Consider the following 20,639-nt stretch of genomic DNA (forward strand, 5'->3'; position numbering starts at 1 on the left):
TCACTTTCGCGCGCGAAAGTAAATCAGCGACTGCTCCGTTCAAGAAGCCCGGCGCCATCACGTTCCAAAAACTGTCTGCCGCGCAGACTCCTAGGCTACCGTGACGAGGCAGGCGACTGGCTTGCTAACCTGAAAAAAGTGCGTCGCCCACGCGAACAATTCATTTCCGAAGTGTCTTAGCACCCCTCGGAAGCGAAGTGACTGGAGCCTGAGGGCTCCGTCTTTGTTTGTAACAAGCGGAGTCAGAATTTATGAGTCGAGAAGTGGCCGTCTTTTGTTTACTTCGCAGATCCTCCGCCTACCTCGATTCGGGAATCGAGGAGTTTAATTTTTTAGTGACCATTGAGGACAGCACGAATGCGCAATGAAAAGGTGATCGAAGAAATTCGTATCGCGGACAGCGGAGCTGTGTCAGCCGGGCTTGACGGTGCGCCGTTTGACGTCTTGCAACCGCTGTACATGCGTGCGAACGCCTTCGATGTGGAGCTCGACACCCCAGTCAGCCGAATCTGCCGGCTGGAATACCTTCTTGACGATGTAAGGAAGGGATTACTTACCCATGTGCGAGCACTAGCGAGCATATGGAAAGATCCTCTTGAAAACCCGCTCTACACAATGCGATATGCCGATTCGGTGACTGGCGGATCTATCGATCTTACAAAGCTAGTCGGTGAATCCTACGCACTCTGCTGGACGGAAGGTCCGGAAAGTGAACAAGCCTGGCAGACGTTTGCAAGATCGTTAGAGTACGTCCGTATAACGACTACGCCACGCCGATTGCTGGAAGGCTTGATGCATGAGGAAGACAGCGGATATATGTTCCACCATCACATCGGGGCAGTTCGATACCGCTCGGTTGCGGACATTGAACATTGGCGTCGTACATCGAACTATGAGGAGCACCTCGATTCACTGGGGCAAGCGCTCATAGCGTCGCTCACGGTCCTTCGAGAGCAATTCATGATGGAGCAAGAGGTCCGTCTTCTTTACTCTCATATGCCCGAAGTCGGTGGGTGGATTGAGTCTCATGTTGTGGCGGATGAAACCTTGGCGAGGGTGCCGTTCAAGTGGGCAGACGTTTTGGACAGTATTGTTCTATGTCCTGGAATGGATCCTGCCTTTGCGGCTGATGCGCGGTACGACATTGCTGCTGTCGGCATCGTCGCGCCGGTGATGAACAGCTTACTGGCCAAGTAACATGGTCTTCCCGCTAAAGATAATGTTGGCTTCGGTTACGTGCTGCCCAATTCTTAAATTGAGCAGCAACATGCGGATCTTTCAAATGTCCGGCTCGTGGTAGCCATTTCTGCGTTCGTATTTAAGTTCACACCAGTAAAAATAAAACCACAAGGGGACCCATGGGAAAGAAATCGCGCGCAAAGAGAGAGATCCGAGCAATACGTGCCAGCGTTCAGGGGCTGTACGAACCCGAGCCCCCTTCTTGGAAAGCGGAGGCTGCGGTGCGTCAAGCCGCACGGGATGTCGAGTTTCAGGCTCGGGTTGTAGCGGTCGCTAACGTGTTTCAATCGTACGACCCGATGGACGTTATGATTTCGTTGGGTGTGTCTGATCTATTCCTTCCCAACGTCGCGAGCCCTGTAAAGCACGCCTTCGCCATGCGAGTTTTTGCAAGCATGGCGGAAGATCAGTTTGCGAACGAAAAAATTACTTGTTATGCGGAATTCGCAGAATTCATGCGTAGGCTCTACGAAGTCTTACCGCCATTCCCGATGCTTGAAGATTTCATTCCGGAGCCAGACTGGGGCATGGCACGCGTGCGGCTTGGGGAAGATTTCGTCCCAATGTTCTATGGCAGTTCGATTGAAAGAACTCCCGACTTTGTTGAAGCATTCCGCATTACCTACGGCGGTGCGAAAGCTGCGCTCGCTGATATGGACCTAGCGCTTGCGATCCAGGCGCATGTGCTGACCATGATACCGGCACCTGCTGAGGAAACCGTTCCCGAAATTTTGCCTGGCCGCCTGTTTGTACCGACGGAAGATTTTTGGGAAGTGTGCAAAGCGAATCTGTTATCCACTTTTGACGCAGTTGAGCGACCACTTACTGTGACGTCAGCAGGTTTGGTCGGTGCACTTGGCACTTTGAGCGCACTCAAAACCGAGAGCGAGTTTGGGGATATGTGCATGGGCGGATGCGTATGGCCGTTTCTTGGGCTTCGTGTCAAGGGACGATTTATACCAACATCAATCCGTAATGGACCCGCCGCAGTTATAGATCACTGGGCATCGACAACCGCGACGACAACCAGTTCGTTTGTAGGTGGCCATGCTCGACTCGCGAGCTTTGTTTCGGAACGCTTTCCGAGGACGCATGCCGGGCCCCTTCGACTACGCACCCCTTCGCACATATTCCCGACGGAGGTGAGTGTTGTGATGCCCGCAGCGTCGGGAATCTACATCATTGTTTTCTGCAAAATCGACGCGATCGGCGCCACCGCTAAGTTCGCGAGAGATGTGCGGCGTGTCATTGATAGCGGTCAGATCTGGGGCATAGTCCCGGCGCAAGGTCCCACGATTGGACTGCAAAATAGCGCGGGTGCGCCCCCTCGACCTAGCGACGTGAAAATCATCATAGTGCTGGCGCAAGGCGGAACTGGGTTTAACAGCATTCCAACACCGGAAGCCCCTGCAAGGCTGATACCGTTAGCGGACTTTATAACGATATTTGACTCCTTAGAAGACCTGGAAGAACTTGAGCGTTTTTGGAGATTTGTCGACGAGGGCCGACGGTCTCTTAGTCCGTTTTCGCAAGCTCAGGCTGACATGTTCGCTTCGTTCAGAGATATGAATGAGGTGCTGATTGATGGCGCAGTGAGCCCAACCTTCATCTCCCTCGACCCGCATTGGAATAGCAGCTGGAGGTATAGCGAGCTGTGCGGGTTTTGGTCGAACGCACCGGCGCGCTTTCCGGACGGTAGCTCAGCATGGAGGACTTTCACGAATGTGAGCGGGGTAATCGAGCTTCGCTCGAAGGCACGGTCTGTTATCGCTTACTCAGTGCAGGTTGGGCTATGCACCGTACAGTTTGTCGTGAAGTTTGCGGGAGGGTCGGTTTCGCTAACGACAATTCGTATGATCGACTTGTTTGCGCAGGCCCTGGCCGACCGATTGCACTCCAACCGAAAAATCTTGGCTAACGCCAGTCTCTTTGAGCGGACTCATCTAGTGCTTGAGTGCCGCTCCAACCCGACGGAAACCGTTGATGACGATGTGGAGCCAGAGATCGCAGGATCCGCACCACTAATGGTCACGGCGATATCGCTTGGCGAGCCCGAGGTTTCTGGGCGTGCTGATGTGCGAATTTTCGTAAGTCCGGTGGCAGTACAGCACAGTTTGGACGACGCCAAAGACGCTTCGTTCGAAGTTGAGGCCCTTGTTCAAACACTCACAGCGTGCAGCGAGCTGAATGGGACTTCGGTGTCTGCGGATGTTATCGCGCAAATTCGAGCAGGTGGCCAAGGACCTGCGCGGTTTCACTTGCAAGTCGTAAGGCGGACAATAGATGTGCCTGATTTTCAGGATCCCATTGTCCCCAGCAGCACAGAGTACAAGCTTGCGAGACGCACTCTTGCAATTAAGCTCCAACAGCTAGGTTTTACGCCTGGCCGCTATGAGCTTGCTGAAGCGAAGACTAGATTGGACGCGGGCCGCAATGCGCTGCGCGAGCACTTAGACACTCGCATTGCAAAGCTCGATGCTGCGGAGCTGATTCGAGCGTGTATTGAGCAGAATGATGAACTGCTGGCAAAGGACCGCGGGAAAGTCGTTCGAGCGATACAGAGCTTGAAACACGAGGTGGACTACAACAGGATTGACGCGATGACAGCTGCGAAAAAGGAGCTTCTTCCTTTGGCGCGGCACTACCGATATTTGTTGGAGAAAGTACTCAGCTCGCATCTACAAGCCGGAGTCGAGCCCACGTCACCTGCCGTCCTTAAAGAGCTAGTCGGGCTCATAGACTGGTACATGGTTCTTGCTGGAGCGAGTGATGTCCTGCACAACGAAGTAGATGTCGGCGGCGTCGAGATCGACGACAGCTCTATTCCGGAGGTGTTCTATTCCCAGGACTGGTCGCGACAAGAATCAGAATATGTTCGCAAAATTGCGAACTCAACTCTTGGGGTCGATATTGCTCCAGATGACGCCGTAGAGGGGGCAAGCCGAGATTTGCTTGAGAGTTCAGCGATCCGTGAAGCCTTCATCAGGGATGTAGGCTTTGACCTCCGCAATTTGTTAGACGCCCTAATAGTGCTCTCGCAGTGGGTGACCCTCGGGTTCACAGAAGAGCTTAGCTTCTCATACTCCGCGAGTGAAAAAGAGATCGCTAAAGCGCTCGAACAGTGTATTCAAGACCTCTCGATTGACGAGGCCCACGCGATAGTGAAGTTCTTGACGCTGTCCCCGTCGCAAATACGGCAGCTTGACGGGAAGGAGATGCCAGAAGGTGACGTTCCGTTTTGGGAGCACAACAAGCGCGTCCATCGGTACGCCATACGTCCTCTCGTGCCTGCGGGGGAGCAGCTCTGTTGGGGCGCTGAGCAAGCAAGCCGCTCAATGCAAATTTGGCTTTCGACTGTTCTGCACGGATATCTGCCTGGAGATTTTAAATGGCCATCGGTCGTGGAGGAAGTTCGAAAAGTTAAAGAAAGCATCGAGTCGGAACTGGAGCGCAGGACCGTCGAGATCTGCGAGCGTCACACACCGTATGTGGGCGCCGGCGTAGATTTTTTTAGGAGATTCAAGGGAGAGGGTTTCGCTGATGTAGGTGATTTCGATGCGCTGGCCTATTGGCCCGACACGAATACCTTAGTCTTCATCGAATGCAAATATAACCAGCCTGCCTTTAGCGTGAAGGACACGCGTCGCCTGCGCGACCGTATATTTGGAAGTAGTCCCGAGGACAAAAAAGGCCAGCTGGTAAAAATTGTTGGGCGGCGTAACTTTGTCGATCGTCATCGCGTACGTATGCTCGAGATTATGGGCTGGCCCGCCCCGAGTTCCGATCACGCTCCAATTAACATTGAGCTATACGTGAGCCGCGAGATCCATTGGTGGATGGTACACCCTCCCTACGCAGTTCCGACCCAGTTCGTCCGGGTTGATGAACTGGACGCCTGGCTCACTGGTGCCTTCCCTAGTGCGATTTAAGGCTGCTGGAGCTAGCGCTGCGACTCTAACGCCCGAAAATGAAAGAGTTGCTCGACACTTGCCCGGGGCGATGAAGAAAGAGGAATCATGAAATCATCAAATTCGGCTGCCCCAAAACTGGCCGACCTGCTGTCTTTCGCCATCTATTCAACTAACCTGGCGTTCGGCCGTGCTTACCGCCCTATTCTTGAGAAACTAGGTTTGACGTATACGCAGTACATCGCGGTCATCGTTCTATGGGAAGAGGGCGCCCAAACAGTCAGCAGTCTGGGTGAGAAATTGTTCCTTGAGTCAAACACGCTAACGCCAATTCTCAAGAAGCTGGAGGCGCTAGGGTATCTTACGCGCGAGCGCTCAACCACCGACGAGCGTCAGGTAATCGTCAGCCTGACCTACGCCGGCCATCAACTGCGCGAAAGAGGCCTGGACATCCTTCTGATAGAAAATTCGAAGCTGTCGCCGATCGAGTCGAAGGCCGTCCAGAGCGCTGTGGTCGCGGTGCGCAACACCCTGATTGGGTTGACCCGGGCTAGGTAGTTACCACTATCAGCGCCAGTGCGCTGTTTGCCAGTGTCGGTCCTCCGCATCGACGCTCAGGCATCTCGACAGGCGACTTTCGGCCGGGAGCGGATGTACGCAAATACACGGACGATGGTCCTATTCATCTGTTCGCATCTTCACATGCGTTCTCAACCAGAAAATGCCGGTTGGCTTTTCACGCTCTGTCGCGTCTTCATCCGCTCGAACCAAGCGAGCAATGCTTCACATTCTGGAGGCACGCTAGCTTGACGATCGACGCAAACACCAGCCCACCGATGACGGTAATGTCCGCCATCGAGAACTTTTCGCCCGCAATGAAGGCCTGCTGGTGGAGTAACTTGTCAAAATAATGCGTGCTGCGGAGTGCCTTGTCGCGCTGACGAAATCCCCATTCCGAATTCTGGTAAAGCTCCACCGTAGGCCCCCGGCGATGAGTGATGAGTGTGCGGTCTGCCAACTCGAGAACGGGCAGCGTTCCCGAGTAATTCTTTTGCTCGATGAAATCTGTTGCTTGTGTTCGCCTTTAGGGAGATCGACCGTCTCGAATCGGACTTTGTCCTGTAGATTCTTTTCTGCGATGGCGATCCTAACGCGCGTTGGGTAAGGCTTTCCTGTGCGCCGAAACTGTCGACTGGTGTCACAAAGCTGGTCAGGTCGGCCGCGACGGGATTGCGGCGCCGTCACCTTTGAGGCCGCCATCGAATTCGAAAAAGGCACGTCACGCTGCAACTGCACGATTTGCACCAAGTCGCGCTTCTGGTTCGCGATCGTGCAGCCGGATGATTTTAAAATGCGACAAGGTGAGGACAATATGTCCGATTACACGTGGATACCTGCGGGTAAAACAGAGTCCCACCTTCGCTACCGCTTCTGCAAGACATGTGGCGTCCGTACCTTCGCGAAGGGGAGCGACGGCACGTTCTACGCAGTGTCGATCGTCACACTGGACGGTTTCGAGCAAGACGCCGACGTACTGGCCAGAACGGTTAAATACCAGGATGGCCGCCATGACGATCTCAAGCATGTGCCGACCGACACGCGTTTGCTGTAAGACGGGCCACTCAACCCGGTCTGGCTGCACGAGCAGCGGAAACAGGCAAATAGCCAATAATCGCGAGCCAGTCGAAGCGGCGACTCTTCTGTATCCCGGCGCACCGATTCGCGCTTGGCGAAGCTTACTCGTTCAAGTCGGAAGTAACCGGTCCCGGTCCCTGCTGGTGGTGTAACGACGGTTGTCAGGTCAGGGACGGAGTGGGTCGCAGCTATTTCGATATCCGTACGTCGCAGCTATTCAGTCAAAAATCGTCGCAGCTATTAGCAAAATCTGGTGGCCGCAGCCCGGCACCGCAGTACCTTTCGTCGGCTCTATTTCAGAAACATGAGCATATCGCCTACACGACCAGGTCTCGCTCGCACCCAACAGTTAGCGCACGCTCTTCGGCAGAACAACAGGCTTTGTAATTGCAACGATAGCGCCCTGACGGTGGCCTGCGACGAAGTTAATCAGTTCTGGAAAAAAGGCGTCAAAACCGCGCGACAATTCGACGTAGTGCTTTTCCAGATCTGCCACCCCATCGCGCAACAGTTCGGGCTTACGCGATAGCCTTGTCGAGATACGGTCAATAGCAACTTTGACGCCAACAAAGTCACGGTACGACCCAAGCCAGTCCTGCTCTACCATGTAGGGGACAGCCCGCGCCAAATTGGGCGGCAGGGCGTAGGCGCGCGCGTGACGACCAAGTAGCTCATAAAAATGCGCAATGAAGTCGTCCAACGGTTTGTCCGAGAAACGCTCCCATTTTATCGCCAGTAAGTGATCGTAGAACACATCAAGAAGGATTCCGGCGTAGCGCCTGCTTGGGGTGGTGAAAAGTTCCTTAGCCTCGCGGACGATCGGATGATTGTCTGTGAAGCAGTCGACTTTCCTGTGTGTGATGATCTCCGCTTCCGTTTCAGCCGGAAACCGTAGTCCCATATGCGGTTTGACGAAGTCCCCCATCAACGCCCCAAGCATGGCATTGTCGCTGTACCTGGCAAGATAGATGTGAGCGAGATAGTTCATGATGGGAGGCGGCTTCTGCGGTAAAACGTAGACTTACGGGCAAATCGCACCAGCCCGGCGCGTGGTCTGCTTAAAACTATGGCACTGGTGGCCATCCACGACACGCACCTCGGTTAAAAGGACGCGCCATCTCGATTGTGGCGAATTGGCCACTTGCGTTGCGAAACAAATGGACTACGGTATGACTTTTGTCTGGACACGCATAATATAATAAGGAGGAGTGCCTTCGTCAGCGCCTCCAGTGAAGGCAGGGGTCTTATGTAGTTGATTCACCGAGATGTATAGCAGATCCTTTGAGCCGAACTGAATGCCATCAGGCCAGTCGAGGCGCGCATCACGAATGAATGGAGTAAGCTTCCCATCCTTAGTCAGGATGTCGATACCGCTTTCAGTTACGTTTGTTATGTAGTGATTGCCATCAGCATCGGTAGTCGCTCCATCAGAAATCGGTTTGTCCCCCACTCGTACGATTGCGTTCGCAATCTCCTGGTCGGTTGCACCATTACGAAATAGTTTCGCTGGTACGGAGTACCAGCTGCGCCCATTTGTCGCTCCATAAAAAATGGTTTCCTTGTCGTCCGAAATTGTGATCGGATCGATGGCGACTTCCGCAGGCTTGCCATTAAAGTTGATTGGTTTTCCCGCGATAACCATCTTTACGTTGGCCTCAGCGTTCAGCGAAGGATGATTCCCAAAGCGTCTCGCTTTACCGTTGCCGATGTTGACGGCGATTAGACCTGGATTGGCGAGGTCTGCGAGGAATATCCAGCCGTTCACATCATCGACAACCAAATCTTGCACGAAGCTTCCCTTTGGAGCCACGCTCGCAGCCAGGTCTATTCGTTTGAACAGCTTTCCCGTTTTGCTGTCGAAAGCCCAGATCCGCGTTTTTCCAATATTGAAGCCCATATCCGCTACCCAAATTCTTGCATTTTTGTCGCGGTAGATTCCGAGCGGTGAGTCAAGCCGGTCGTCCGGAAAGTGCTTTCCATTATTCTGATACTTGGCGTTGGGCCAAGGGCGATATGTGTGCTTCCCTGTAATTGTGATCAGTTGGGCGCCGCTTGGCTTATCTAATGGATGCACGGTCGCAAATACCTTTCCATCGTCGGTTGCAGCGACGTTGGCCGGCCGGAACTTGAGCTCGGCGACAATCTCAAGTTGTCCTGCAGCAGGCTGCGCTGCAACCGTGCTCATGCTGGTTATCGTAGTTGTAATTGCTAATACGGCTTGCAGTGTCGACCGAGCCTTCAAGCTGGGGATAAAAAAGTTGAAATCTAGCATGATTTCTCGAAGTGATTTTGTGGTTGCATGGAGACCTACCTGAGTTCGTTGCTCCGCCAATGTAGTCATGTTTAGCTCCGACCTTTCACTAGAGTGGCATTATATTCAGACCCCGCGAACCGATATTTAGCCGCATTCTGGTAAGCATCGCTCTTGTACCATTCTCGGGCGGAGGCCATGTCCGGGAACTGTAAAATCACAGTGCCTTCCGTCGCTGGTCCCTCAAGGGTCTCCTGCTCACCATAGGCGGCAAGAAATTGGACGTCCCGGTCCTGAAAGCTAGCGGAAACGTTAGCTGTGTACCGATCGAGGGAATCCTGATCAATCGTTTTTACTCGTTGAAATACAATGTAAGCGCTCATGGTTAGTCTCGGATAATGTGGAAAAGGTCATGGATCGGCTGACTCACTTGGAACGGTTTTGCGCGATGCGTCCGCTGCTGGGTTCGGCAGAAATGCTCAAAGAATATTCGTGTGTCTCTCCTTTCAACGTTGGGCCGAGATCTACACTGAGTCGGCTTTGCCGCCTATGACTTCGTGAGATGTTGCTTGAGACATTGCTGTACGAACGCTTTCCGGCATTGGCCAATCATTGGTCTCGTAACGGTCAAGGAAGTCAAAGTCGTATCCTTTCAGTCCGCGAGTAAGCAAACATGTTTCGCCTCTGCAGGCTCCCAGCGCAACTGCCCGAATGTGCCTAGTAAGTGCGGGTTTTGCCGAACCCTTCGGCGAGAAACGATAGTTCCCGCTTACCTTGTACCCGTCGCCATACGTGATTTCGAAATCACAATCGAATATTCCTCCAAACTCCAGTGACCAGGCTACCAAGACCTTATCCGCAGCGGAAAATGATCTCAGCACGGCGCAGACGTTCCGTGGGCGCTCTATTAACCTAATCAGATTCACGCCAACCATCTCGGCTTCATCGCCAGAATTTGTAGCGTTTGTTGGGTCGGACGTAGCCTTGAGATCCGCATTGTTCATGACGTGGCTCGCGATTGAGTAAAGTAGACGTCAGAAGGCGCTGGCGACCGCTCCCAGTTCGTAGGGCCGCACCCCACTGAACGCGTTACCGGAACGGTGTCACTGCCCACACAGGTAGTACAAGCCAAGGCAAGAAGAGCAAGCCTTTGAAGATAGGAATTCGGTAAGATTGAGATTACTATATATTAATTGTATGCTTGAGTCATGCAGTCTTTTAACGTTTTCTCGTTGTCTCGCATGCTTTTCTCGGGAAACGACGGTACCGGCGCTCCAGCCGATACTGAACTTTGTTCTGATCATATTTTCTAGCCAGGGTTTCGGGTGATCGAGCAGTCCGGGAACTAATAGCGGCGCTAGTGCTTCGGATGCCGATTTGTCGACGCCCTTGGAAGTGAAGACCCATTCGACGGGTGTCGGCCAGAGAATCAGGATGCGTCGATCCGGCTCAAGTGCCCTGACCACAACCTCCGCGGATGCGCCATACAAGGACCAATGCCATGTGACGGACTTGCCGGTTTCGAGCACATCGCTGCCGTTCGAAAACCAGAACCGACTGGTGATTGAGCGGTCGATGAAGGGCGCGATAGACGTCAGACAAATTACGACGGATCAGCATTTCAGCAATCGCTAAAGGTGGGGTGGTAATGACTTTTGGGCTTGCCTCGTTGCTCACGTTTAGAAAACTATGCCATTGGCTAGTCGGCACCATTGGCGATAGCGTTCTCCTAGCATTCATGCTCTCAGAAGGTAAAGCAGGTGAGCGACCTCTCCCGTTTGGCGTCTGCGGACTCTTGCAAATCCCTTTCTCTTTCCCGCTATGATGGCGGTTGCAGTCGACACGATGAAATATTCCGCGACCGCGCCCACAGATAATTTGGACAAACGCATGACAGACAATCCAACTCTTTCGCACGCCGCCCGGCCAGGCTCGACTACACCGACATCCATCAGTCTTTTAAGCAGCGGAAGCGAGGCCGAACTCGACACCTTTCTGGCCGAGCATGCATACAGCTCCATGTACCTGCGATCCGAACTGCGTCGCAGCGGTAACCGGCCGGACTTCGCCGTCGCGCGCCGCGATGGCCGCATTATCGCCGCCGCGGCGCAGGCCGCGACAGGCATGATCCTGCTGCAAGTGCCGGTGGCAGCGGGCAAGGTGGCCAGGGCTGTGTTGAAAACAAGCGGACGCCGTCTGGCCGGTTTCTTTGGCCCGCTGGCACAAGTTCAGGCGGCACGTCATGAGGTCGGCCTGGATGCAGTGCCACTGCTCAAGGACGGGCGCGAAGACCTGTTTGCGCTCAAGCTCGCGGACATGGTTATGCCGGCTGCCCTAGCTGAGAAAACGATCACTTGTCGCGTCGCCGTCGACGCCGATTTTGAGCAGTTGGTCGCGTGGCGCGCAGCATTCCGCCAGGCAGTACTGGGCGATCTGCCGGGCGAACACCTGCTGAAGACGAGCCGCGCCGAAATCGCCGCGCTGCTCCCCGCGGGAAGTTTGTTCATGCTGGAATCGCAAGAGCCGGTCTCCTGCTGCTCGTTCAACGCCCGCTTGCCAAATATGGTCCAGATCGGCAACGTGTGGACGCCGCCGGAATTGCGTGGCCTGGGCTATTCGCGCGCCATCGTGGCCGGAGCGCTAGCGATTGCCAGCGATTCTGGCGTGGTCGCGGCGACACTCTCGACCGACCGCGGCAACGCGGCCGCCCAGGCCTCCTATCGCGGCCTTGGTTTCAAGGAGGTCGGCGACTACGCGCTTGCAACCATTTCCCCTGACGTCCAATTACCTGATTTTTAGGCGTTTCGCGGCCCTGCCTGGTTTCCTGGCAGGGCTTCCAGGGGTCTCCGCTTGCTTCCGGCACAACGCCGAGGTCAGTGTAGGACGTTCCATCACGCTTACCCGGCCTGGCCGCGTCCACCAATGGAGAAGAAACGATGACTGGGGCGGAACAAAATCGTATATGCCCCAACAAAGAGCCGCCATGCGATCCAAATGGCGTCGGACGGTTGGCTAATTGTAACGACCTGGAAATGGAAAACGGCTCGACCTGCGTTCAGGGGCCTTTTCGACCAGGAATAACTGCGACTGATTGTCCCCTCAAACCAGCATTAGCAGCGAATGAACCTGCATTTGATGGAGCCAACCCGCATTGCACCAGCACCGGCCAGAATTCTCTGCGACTGAATACAATTCCACGAACTCGCCGAAGGGAACAAGATTTTTATGGAATTAAAGCACCGGGCATCTCGGCCAGAGATTGCCTGCATCCATGCCAGTCCAGAAAACCCGGATTTGATGTACGCGCTGGACGCAGTTTTCTCTGGTCGGAAAGGTCACTGAATGCAGGTCGGACCTTTTTCGATTGTAGGTCGCTACAACTAAGTGTAACGGCTCGCATTTCAAACCGACCGTTCTCGCATTCGACTGCGATTCCGGCTCGAATTAACTGCAAATGATGGCCGGCCTGTGCGCAAGCTATCTGCAAGTGGGCTTGCAATCGACGGCGCCGACTCGCACTCCATGTACGCTGGCTCACGCTAGCTGCAAATGACGGCTTATATGGGCAAGCCCGCCACCACGATTCGCGCGCGAATCTCAGCCGCCCGTTTCGGTTCGAGCTGGGTGCTGAACATCGCACGAATCTCGGCGGCTTTGGCGTCGATCTGGCAGCGCTTGTTCAAGCGCCAAGCCAGCAAGACGAGCAGTGGCAAGCAGGCGCTCCACGTTGTGACCGTTGCGAGACTGCGCGGATAGGCCTGTCATTGTCGCGCTGACGAAATCGGTCAGATATTCTGCTTCGTCTGGATAGCGCGCAGCGATATAGCTGTGTATCGCATCCTCAGCCACAGCGTGAGCGCGGCGGGCCGCACAAAGCGCCTGCGCGTCCTTGGTGTGGATACCTTCGAGCACGAGGCAGCCGGCGGCTTCCGGATCCGCGCCGTACCGGCGCGCAGCCTCATCGAGCACAGCCTTGAGGCATGCCGCGACAGGGCGATCCGGCAGCAGTAGGGTCTCCAGCGGAATCGCGCCAGTGCCGCCATAACGCTCGAGTATACGCGCATACAGGCCGGCTTTGCTGCCAAATGCGGCGTAAAAACTAGGCGGATTAATGCCGAGGGCATGTGTGATAGCTGCAATGCCGACAGCGTCGTAACCGCAGGTGTGAAAAAGACGCTGGGCAATGCCGACCGCCTGATCGACATCGAAGGTGCGCGGACGCCCTCGCGGCTTGAATATATCTGTAGTCACAATTACATAATCCTTGACGGGAATTATAAACGGGTTATTATGTAGCGAATCTTACATTAATAACGAAGGAGTGTTTCTTGTCTTTATTTCAAGGGAAGTCCGTATTGGTTCTCGGTGGTAGCCGGGGCATCGGTGCTGCAATCGTTCGCCGCTTTGCGGCAGAGGGCGCGGCTGTTAATTTCACCTATGGCCAGTCCGCTCGAGCCGCACAAGAACTAGCGGCTGAAACGGGTAGCAAAGCGGTCGAGACGGATAGTGCCGACCGGGACGCGGTCATCGCAGCAGTGCGCGCGAGCGGACCGCTGGATATTCTCGTAGTGAATGCCGGAATCGGCATCCTCGGCGATGCGCTCGATCAGGACCCAGACGCCATTGACCGGCTATTGCGGATCAACGTGCATGCACCGTATCACGCCGCAGTAGAAGCGGCGCGGCAAATGCCAGAAGGCGGACGGATCATCGTGATCGGGTCGGTCAATGGCGACAGGATGCCGGTCGCAGGCATGGCGTCCTATGCACTCAGTAAATCTGCCTTGCAGGGGTTGGCGCGAGGGCTTGCACGCGATCTCGGTCCGCGTGGCATCACGATCAATGTCGTGCAGCCTGGCCCAATCGATACCGATGCGAATCCTGCAGACGGACCGATGAAAGACCTCATGCAAAGCTTCATGGCCATCAAGCGTTACGGGCGGCCAGAAGAGGTTGCGGGAATGGTCGCTTGGCTGGCTGGACCGGAGGCTGGATTCGTCACCGGGGCAATGCATACAATCGACGGCGCGTTCGGCGCCTGATTATCGTCACCGCCACACTTGCGCTCGCGGGGGCGCGAGTGTCGGCATTTTTACGCAGATGGCTGCAAAAGGGAGTGATAGGGTATGTTTGCAAGAAAAATGTTAGTGACAAAAGCGTCACGCTGGAGAAACTTATCATGACGACAATAGGCATTATCGGTGCCGGCGAGGTCGGTAGCCAGATCGCGCGCGCTGCGATCGCTAACGGTTATGCGGTGGTAATCGCGAACTCCCGCGGTCCGGAAACTTTGGCCAACCTCGTCGCTGAACTAGGACCGTCGGCACGTGCCGCCACGTCCGCCGAAGCGGCGGAAGCAGGTGATTTCGTTGTGATTGCCGTGCCCTTAAAATTGGCAAATGATATGCCAGTGAAACAATTGGCAGGGAAGGTCGTGATTGATACGAACAACTACATGGCCTGGCGTGATGGCAATTTTCCGATCATCGATTCCGGCATTAAAACGGTTCATGAACTTCGCCAGGAGCAATTACCGACCTCAATGGTGGCAAAAGCGTTCACGCATATTCAGGCTCCTCGACTATTTCTGTCGGCGAAGCCTCCTGGTACACCAGGCCGGCACGCGTTATCGGTATCGAGTGACTATCCAGCCGCTGTGGAACTTGTCACAAGGCTGTATGACAAGTTCGGCTTTGACACCGTCAATAACAGCCCCCTCAGTGAATCGTGGCGAAGTGGCCCAGGCCAACCTGCTTGGCTCGCTCACGAGCACCAGACGAAGTCTGATTTAACGGCAAATCTAACAAAAGCACGGCAAATTCGCTCGATATAACAATATTTTTAGAAGCTCAAAGGCAACGTCAGCTTGTTCGATCTGGCGTGCTACCTACTCTAAATTGTTTCGAAGCTACGCACGCCGCTACAGGTCCAGCTGCACTTGACGCTGGCCCTTGAAAGCGGGCTACCAGACGGGCGAAAAGCCGGTAAGGCAGAATTGGTGGAGACAGTGCTGTCGCTGCAGCTCGACGACCTTGGCGCCCATGCTGACGCGTCAAGGCTACCGGCGCAAGCACATGACCGAGCAGTTCGATACAAAGGCTGCCGAGATCCGCGCGCGCATTCTGGCGGTGGCCTGCCGAAATCAACGCCGATTGCGAGCACGGTCAGTTTGAAACGCGAGCCGTTACACTTACTAGGGACTCAAGAAAACGGAGGTTTGCTGGACATCGACCGATTGTTTACGCAATGTCATGCCCAGCCCTTGTTGAGAGTTCCAGCATCCCATTCCACTATTCAAAGTCCAGCTATAGTCGAATTTCGTGATTTCTTGGACCTGGCGCCATGCTGATCGGCTATACACGGGTATCGACCGATGACCAGAACCTGGACCTGCAACTGGACGCGTTGAAAGCGGCAGGCTGCGAGCGGACGTTTGAGGACATGGCGAGTGGTGCCAAGGCCGAACGCATCGGGTTAGCCAGCTTGATGGCCATGCTGCGATCGGGCGACACCGTCGTCATCTGGCGCCTGGACCGGCTGGGCAGTTCGCTCAAGAACTTGATCGAACGATTCGAAACAGCCAAAGTGGGACTGCGCAGCCTGCAGGAAAACATCGACACCACGTCTAGTGGGGGACGCCTGGTGTTCCACCTGTTTGTCGCCCTCGCCGAATTCGAGCGCAGCCTGATCCGCGAACGCACTCAGGCGGGCTTGGCCGCCGCCCGGGTGCGTGGTCGGATGGGTGGCCGGCCGAAACGGCTCGATCCCGTCAAGCTGGCATTGGCCCTGCGCCTGCACCACGAGGACAAGCACACCATCAAGGACATCTGCAAGATGATGGGGATATCCAAATCAATGTATATAACTACCTGTCCAAGGCGAATAGCGATGCCAACAGGGCGCCGTAAGCAGATCCCTTCCGACTCGTTGCTGCAGTTGCGGCAGCGGCTGGATCGCTTGCCGCACAAGAGTCCGGAACGGGCGGCGCAGGTTCTTGCTAGCGCCGCGCTGTATGGCGTGTCGCCAAGCACCGTTTATCGCGCGTTGCACGACTTCCTCAAGCCACGGGCGGCGCACCGCGGCGACCACGGTAAGCCGCGTCTGATTGCCGAAACAGAACTGGAAGCTGCAAATCTGGCGGGTGCCGCTAACGTAATCGGTTAGATCTCCACCTGCGTGCCGAGCTCGATTACACGATCAGAAGGCAGCCTGAAGTGGTCGGCTGCAACGCATGCGTTCTTGACCATCGATGCATAGAGACTTTCCCGCCACAGCGCCATTCCTGCTCCAGGTGTCGCGATGATATTTTCGCGTGCGAGAAAATATGAGGTCTCCACAGGGTCGATATGTAGTCCGTGCTCGGAACACATCACCAGATCAGCAGGAACGTCTGTGAAGTCGACAAACCCATACGTGAGATTGACTTGGTAGCAGTTATTTCCGAGCAGTTCAACCCGTATTCGTTCGGCGCGTGGGACGGTTGGAATGTCGGTAGAGATGACAGTTAAAAATACGATACGTTCATGAAGGATTTTATTGTGAAGCAAGTTGCGTAGCATTGCATGAGGCACACCGTCACCCTCAGTCCTGAAAAAGACAGCTGTCCCAGAGACCCGGCGCAGCGATGTGTCGAGCAAACTTTTAAGGAATTCAGGGAGTGGGATGAGGTGACTCTTCAAATTGTCGAAGACTAGCTCACGGCCTTTACGCCAAGTTAGCATGATCGTCACCATGATCACGCTGATGAACAGTGTGAACCAGCCGCCACTGACAATTTTGAGGCTGGTTGAAGCGAAGAGTGCTACATCTATTGCAAGAAAAAGAGAAGTAGCACCTACCGCCACTAACCAAGGGTAGTTCCATCCGTACCGTACGACGAAGAATGTCAACAACGTCGTCATTAGCATTGTCGCGGTCGCTGCGATCCCGTACGCAGACGCTAGATTAGTAGATGAGCCGAAGACAACAACAGCAAATACGACGGCTCCAAACTGGAGCCAGTTTACGAGCGGGATGTATATCTGGCCCTTCTCGTGGCTTGAAGTGTAAAGAATCTTCATTCGCGGCAAGAATCCAAGAGCGATGGCTTGCTGCGTGACCGAGAATGCACCGGAAATTGTAGCTTGCGACGCAATGACGGCCGCTAGTGTTGACAGTGCTACCAGCGGATAAATGCTCCACGCGCCCAGCTGGTGGAAGAAGGGATTGACTGCAGCAGCGGGGTTCGATAATAGCGTTGCCCCTTGACCGAGATAGTTTAGTGCGAGTGCCGGAAATACCGCCAAGAACCAAGCCAGGCGTATCGGTTTGCGGCCGAAGTGTCCCATATCAGCGTACAAAGCTTCCGCCCCAGTCAACGCAAGGACGACCGCACCGAGCGCGATAAAGGCGAACCAACCATTGGCCCGCAGGAAGGTGAAGGCATACAACGGATTTAAGGCGGCCAAGATTTCGGTGTTTGCGAGAATGTTCGCAATTCCCATGCCGGCAAGGCTCGCAAACCAGACCAATACGATAGGTCCAAACCATCTGCCAATCCCAGCGGTTCCATGACGCTGAACCCAGTACAGCAGACCCAGAACAGTGAGCGTAACCGGTACTACATAGGGCTTGAAGGCAGGCGTCGCTACTTCGATGCCCTCGATTGATGACAACACTGTAATCGCAGGTGTAATCACGCCATCGCCGAAGAAGAGACCTGCGCCGATCATACCTATGAGCATGACGGGGTAGTAAAAACGCGAACCTTTCGTGAACGACTTCAACGCCAGCGCCGTCAAGGCCATGATCCCTCCTTGGCCACGATTATCAGCTTCCAACACCAGCGTCACATATTTCAAGGAAATGACTACGATTAGACACCACAAGATTAGTGACACGACTCCAATCACGTTCTCTGGTGACACAGCGATACCATGCGCTGGCGCGAACACCTCCTTCATGGTGTACAAAGGGCTGGTTCCAATATCACCATAAACTACGCCGATAGCACCCAAGGTCAACGCACCGACCCCGCTCTTATTTACTGTTGATGATGTCATGTTCGCCTAGGTAGATGGCTAAATATATACCAACAACATGATTGAGGCATATATTTTTTCGAAACATCTTTTGCTAAGCTTTGAGTTCGGCGCGAGCAGGTAGTCTCCCGCGTGACTAACAATGGCGAGTGGAAGGGGGCGCTCCCTTGATAGGCTGACGCACTTCACCCAAATCTGGCACCGATGCCAGACTGTTTGGGGCCAAGGGGGCTAGGGAAGCGCTGAACAATCGATGATTTCTATACGTCGACGCGCTCGACAGCGCTGCGTGTCTGGACTGCCGCAATTTTCGCCTTCAGGGCGGGGGGATGTCCTGAAATCGCTAGTAATCTTCCTTGCTGAGTCTAGCTGGCTACTTTACGACTGCCCAACCAACAGATTCCCGTCTAGCGCGCGAATCGCATCTAGGCGTATCGTGGGGCCGTCGCGCAAACGCAAGTATTCACATCCTTTGCTGGAGTAAACGTCTTCAATAACGCCACTGATCACCTGGGTTTCCCCATCCGGTAGCATGAGTACCAGTTGGACGTTCTGGCGCAGCGTGGCGCATGCCAGTAATCGGTCGTGATCAGAGCAATTGATTGGTGCGTACGGCTCGTCCATGGAGAAGTCCTTTCGGTATGCCCGATAATGATGAAGCAACTGGGAGCCGTGCCACGATCAAAAATTCTTTCTCAGATCCATTCCCGTGTACAGCGACGCTACATCGCTATACCCGTTGAACATTAGCGTCTTTCGCTTTTTCTGGAAGAAGCCGTCTTCGCCGATCCGACGCTCGCTTGCCTGCGACCAGCGCGGGTGATCCACCTCTGGATTGACGTTTGAATAGAACCCGTATTCGGACGGAGCTGAGATATTCCACGCCGTTTTTGGCATGTCTTTTAGAAGGCGGATCTTGACGATCGATTTAGCAGATTTAAACCCATATTTCCAAGGGATCACAACTCGAACGGGCGCACCGTTTTGGTTCGGCAGGACCTGGCCATACATGCCGACAGTTAGAAGGGTCAGCGGGTGCATCGCCTCGTCTAAGCGCAGTCCTTCCACGTATGGCCACTTAAGCACGCGGCTTGTCACGCCGGGCATCTGCTTGGGATCGGCTAGGGTGACGAACTCGATGAATTTCGCATTGCCGCTGGGCTCCACCTTTTTGATCAAGTTAGACAATGAGTAGCCGACCCAGGGTATCACCATCGACCAACCTTCCACGCAGCGCAGGCGGTAAACGCGTTCCTCGAGCGGCGCAAGCTTGGCCAGGGCGTCGATGTCGATCGTCATGGGCTTCTTGACCTCGCCTTCAATCGTCACCGTCCACGGCCGGGTTTTCAGCGTACGCGCGTTGTTGGCCGGCTCGGATTTATCAGTGCCAAATTCGTAGTAATTGTTGTAGGTGGAGGCGTCCTTGAACGAGGTTTGCTTCTCGAGCGCAGAGTATGCGGGGTTGCGCTTGGCGGCCAATTTGATGGCAGGCGTTTGTGCGAACGCTTCGCGATTGGCCAACTCCCACAGAGCGCCACCGACGGTAGCATTCATCGCTATCTTCTTGATGAATTCACGCCGCTTTTCGTAGACTGCCTGCGGGGTGATTTCAGATGAGTAGGGTAAATCAAGGCCATTGGGGCGACGGTGAATCAGCATGGGGTTCCTTGGTATTAGTGTAGCTTCACAAGATTAAACGCGATCGATTGATGAGCCCTCGACACTAGTCCCTTTTGTCGTCTTTCCTGGTCGCCTTCATTGCTGACGGCAGAAGTGGTTGAACGATGCCGTCACCTTCTTCTGCTCTGCGGCGCCTTCAACAACGGACCTGTATGCAGAGTTCGAGTCGGAAATAACTACAAACAGGTTGGGACTTAGCGCAGAGACACGTTGGTCCCTGGCGCCGTCATCATTTATGAATTGCTTGTGTGGTTGGGTTAGGTTGCTTCAGGGAGCGCTAGCGTCGAGAAGTGCGTGCGGATGTATTCGAGCTTGGGATCGATGTAGCGCCGACAAAACGGTCTGCTCGGGTCGGTCCGATAGTAGTTTTGGTAACGCGCTTCCGATGCCTCAAAACTGGCAAACGGAAGCACGAGGGTGTGCACTGTTTTACCAGACTCATCGGCGAAACTGGTGATGGCCAGTTCGGCCTCGTTTCGTTGGCTATCTTCGAAGATATAGATCGCGCTGCGGTACTTGCTGCGAGGCGATCGAAACCTCGTGGCAGAGTGCGTTCTGAGATGCACCTCCGAAAGCGTCGCTAGGCTAATTAAAGATGGATCGAACGTAACGATCACTCCTTCGGACCAGGTATCCGCTGGCGCGTCTGATTTTACGAAGCCCTGCTCAACCTGGGCGACGCCGCGCAACGCCTGGAACACTCCCTCCGTGCACCAATGGCATCCGCCTCCAAAACCGGCCTTCACCATTTCGACCTCCCATGCGTTGGCGTAGTTGCCGACTTGTGTGTGCCAAATTCGACGCCAGAGAGGTAGGTTTGCTTCGCCATGCGACGTGGTTGACCCACTTGATATGTGGCGTTACTGAATCCCTCAAATGGAATCATGCCTAAGCCTATCTCTCCTG

The 20,639-nt window shown here is 54.6% G+C and carries 16 protein-coding genes and 3 pseudogenes; 10 read left to right on the top strand and 9 right to left on the bottom strand.

The window, feature by feature from the left end; all coding sequences use genetic code 11:
* The 4 genes and pseudogenes from BXA07_RS31485 to BXA07_RS27750 form a co-directional block, all read left to right on the top strand.
* Positions 1-180 (top strand): annotated as a pseudogene (locus tag BXA07_RS31485) (hypothetical protein); the annotation flags it as partial.
* A gap of 177 nt (positions 181-357) precedes the next feature.
* On the top strand, positions 358-1,197 hold the full coding sequence (locus BXA07_RS27740) for a hypothetical protein (RefSeq protein WP_076572919.1): 840 nt from the start codon (positions 358-360) through the stop codon (positions 1,195-1,197).
* A gap of 161 nt (positions 1,198-1,358) precedes the next feature.
* Complete coding sequence (locus tag BXA07_RS27745; protein WP_076572921.1) at positions 1,359-5,168, top strand: hypothetical protein; 3,810 nt, start codon at positions 1,359-1,361, stop codon at positions 5,166-5,168.
* 87 nt (positions 5,169-5,255) lie between these two features.
* Positions 5,256-5,705 carry a MarR family winged helix-turn-helix transcriptional regulator gene (locus BXA07_RS27750; RefSeq protein WP_076572923.1) on the top strand — a complete coding sequence of 150 codons (450 nt, stop codon included), beginning with the start codon at positions 5,256-5,258 and terminating at the stop codon, positions 5,703-5,705.
* Positions 5,706-5,857: 152 nt separating this feature from the next.
* Here the strand turns inward: BXA07_RS27750 and BXA07_RS27755 are convergent.
* Positions 5,858-6,293: pseudogene (locus tag BXA07_RS27755) on the bottom strand (glutathione binding-like protein).
* 49 nt (positions 6,294-6,342) lie between these two features.
* On the opposite strand from BXA07_RS27755, the gene BXA07_RS27760 reads away from it, so the two are divergent.
* Positions 6,343-6,759, top strand: a complete 417-nt coding sequence (locus BXA07_RS27760) for a GFA family protein (RefSeq protein ID WP_076572955.1) — start codon at positions 6,343-6,345, stop codon at positions 6,757-6,759.
* A gap of 372 nt (positions 6,760-7,131) precedes the next feature.
* Here BXA07_RS27760 and BXA07_RS27765 read toward each other — a convergent pair whose 3' ends face one another.
* The 3 genes from BXA07_RS27765 to BXA07_RS27775 all read right to left on the bottom strand — a co-directional run bounded on the left by BXA07_RS27765 (position 7,132) and on the right by BXA07_RS27775 (position 9,416).
* Positions 7,132-7,770 (bottom strand): acyl carrier protein phosphodiesterase, encoded by a 639-nt coding sequence (locus BXA07_RS27765; RefSeq protein WP_076572925.1) that lies wholly within the window; start codon positions 7,768-7,770, stop codon positions 7,132-7,134.
* 174 nt (positions 7,771-7,944) lie between these two features.
* Complete coding sequence (locus tag BXA07_RS27770; protein WP_139335816.1) at positions 7,945-9,123, bottom strand: L-dopachrome tautomerase-related protein; 1,179 nt, start codon at positions 9,121-9,123, stop codon at positions 7,945-7,947.
* A 2-nt stretch (positions 9,124-9,125) separates the two neighbouring features.
* Complete coding sequence (locus BXA07_RS27775) at positions 9,126-9,416, bottom strand: DUF1330 domain-containing protein (protein ID WP_076572927.1); 291 nt, start codon at positions 9,414-9,416, stop codon at positions 9,126-9,128.
* 1,507 nt (positions 9,417-10,923) lie between these two features.
* On the opposite strand from BXA07_RS27775, the gene BXA07_RS27780 reads away from it, so the two are divergent.
* Entirely contained in the window at positions 10,924-11,832 is a 909-nt protein-coding gene (locus BXA07_RS27780; RefSeq protein WP_170909757.1) for a GNAT family N-acetyltransferase, read from the top strand.
* Between the two features lie 798 nt (positions 11,833-12,630).
* Here BXA07_RS27780 and BXA07_RS27785 read toward each other — a convergent pair.
* On the bottom strand, positions 12,631-13,284 hold the full coding sequence (locus BXA07_RS27785; protein WP_083708592.1) for a TetR/AcrR family transcriptional regulator: 654 nt from the start codon (positions 13,282-13,284) through the stop codon (positions 12,631-12,633).
* Positions 13,285-13,361: 77 nt separating this feature from the next.
* Between BXA07_RS27785 and bdcA the strand changes: the two genes are divergently transcribed.
* The 4 genes and pseudogenes from bdcA to BXA07_RS31715 all read left to right on the top strand — a co-directional run bounded on the left by bdcA (position 13,362) and on the right by BXA07_RS31715 (position 16,197).
* Positions 13,362-14,075, top strand: coding sequence for an SDR family oxidoreductase (bdcA, locus tag BXA07_RS27790; protein ID WP_076572929.1), 714 nt, complete (start codon positions 13,362-13,364; stop codon positions 14,073-14,075).
* Positions 14,003-14,866: an NADPH-dependent F420 reductase gene (locus tag BXA07_RS27795; protein ID WP_212592379.1), complete on the top strand. Its 864-nt coding sequence runs from the start codon at positions 14,003-14,005 to the stop codon at positions 14,864-14,866. The genes bdcA and BXA07_RS27795 overlap by 73 nt, the downstream gene beginning before the upstream one ends.
* Positions 14,867-15,375: 509 nt before the next feature.
* A pseudogene (locus tag BXA07_RS27805) lies at positions 15,376-15,941 on the top strand (recombinase family protein).
* Entirely contained in the window at positions 15,922-16,197 is a 276-nt protein-coding gene (locus BXA07_RS31715; RefSeq protein ID WP_076572931.1) for a helix-turn-helix domain-containing protein, read from the top strand. Before BXA07_RS27805 ends, BXA07_RS31715 begins: the two are co-directional and overlap by 20 nt.
* On the opposite strand, the gene BXA07_RS27815 is transcribed toward BXA07_RS31715, so the two are convergent.
* From BXA07_RS27815 to BXA07_RS27830, 4 genes are all read right to left on the bottom strand, one after another.
* Positions 16,194-18,074 (bottom strand): potassium transporter Kup, encoded by a 1,881-nt coding sequence (locus BXA07_RS27815; protein WP_076572933.1) that lies wholly within the window; start codon positions 18,072-18,074, stop codon positions 16,194-16,196. The two genes, BXA07_RS31715 and BXA07_RS27815, sit on opposite strands and share 4 nt — an antisense overlap.
* A 357-nt stretch (positions 18,075-18,431) precedes the next feature.
* Entirely contained in the window at positions 18,432-18,677 is a 246-nt protein-coding gene (locus BXA07_RS27820; protein ID WP_076572935.1) for a hypothetical protein, read from the bottom strand.
* 57 nt (positions 18,678-18,734) lie between these two features.
* Positions 18,735-19,712: a protein-methionine-sulfoxide reductase catalytic subunit MsrP gene (msrP, locus tag BXA07_RS27825; protein ID WP_076572937.1), complete on the bottom strand. Its 978-nt coding sequence runs from the start codon at positions 19,710-19,712 to the stop codon at positions 18,735-18,737.
* Positions 19,713-19,990: 278 nt separating this feature from the next.
* Entirely contained in the window at positions 19,991-20,482 is a 492-nt protein-coding gene (locus BXA07_RS27830) for a peptide-methionine (S)-S-oxide reductase (protein ID WP_076572939.1), read from the bottom strand.
* Positions 20,483-20,639: the final 157 nt, after the last annotated feature.

Source organism: Janthinobacterium sp. TND4EL3 (assembly GCF_900156175.1).
Taxonomy (GTDB): Bacteria; Pseudomonadota; Gammaproteobacteria; order Burkholderiales; family Burkholderiaceae_D; genus Janthinobacterium.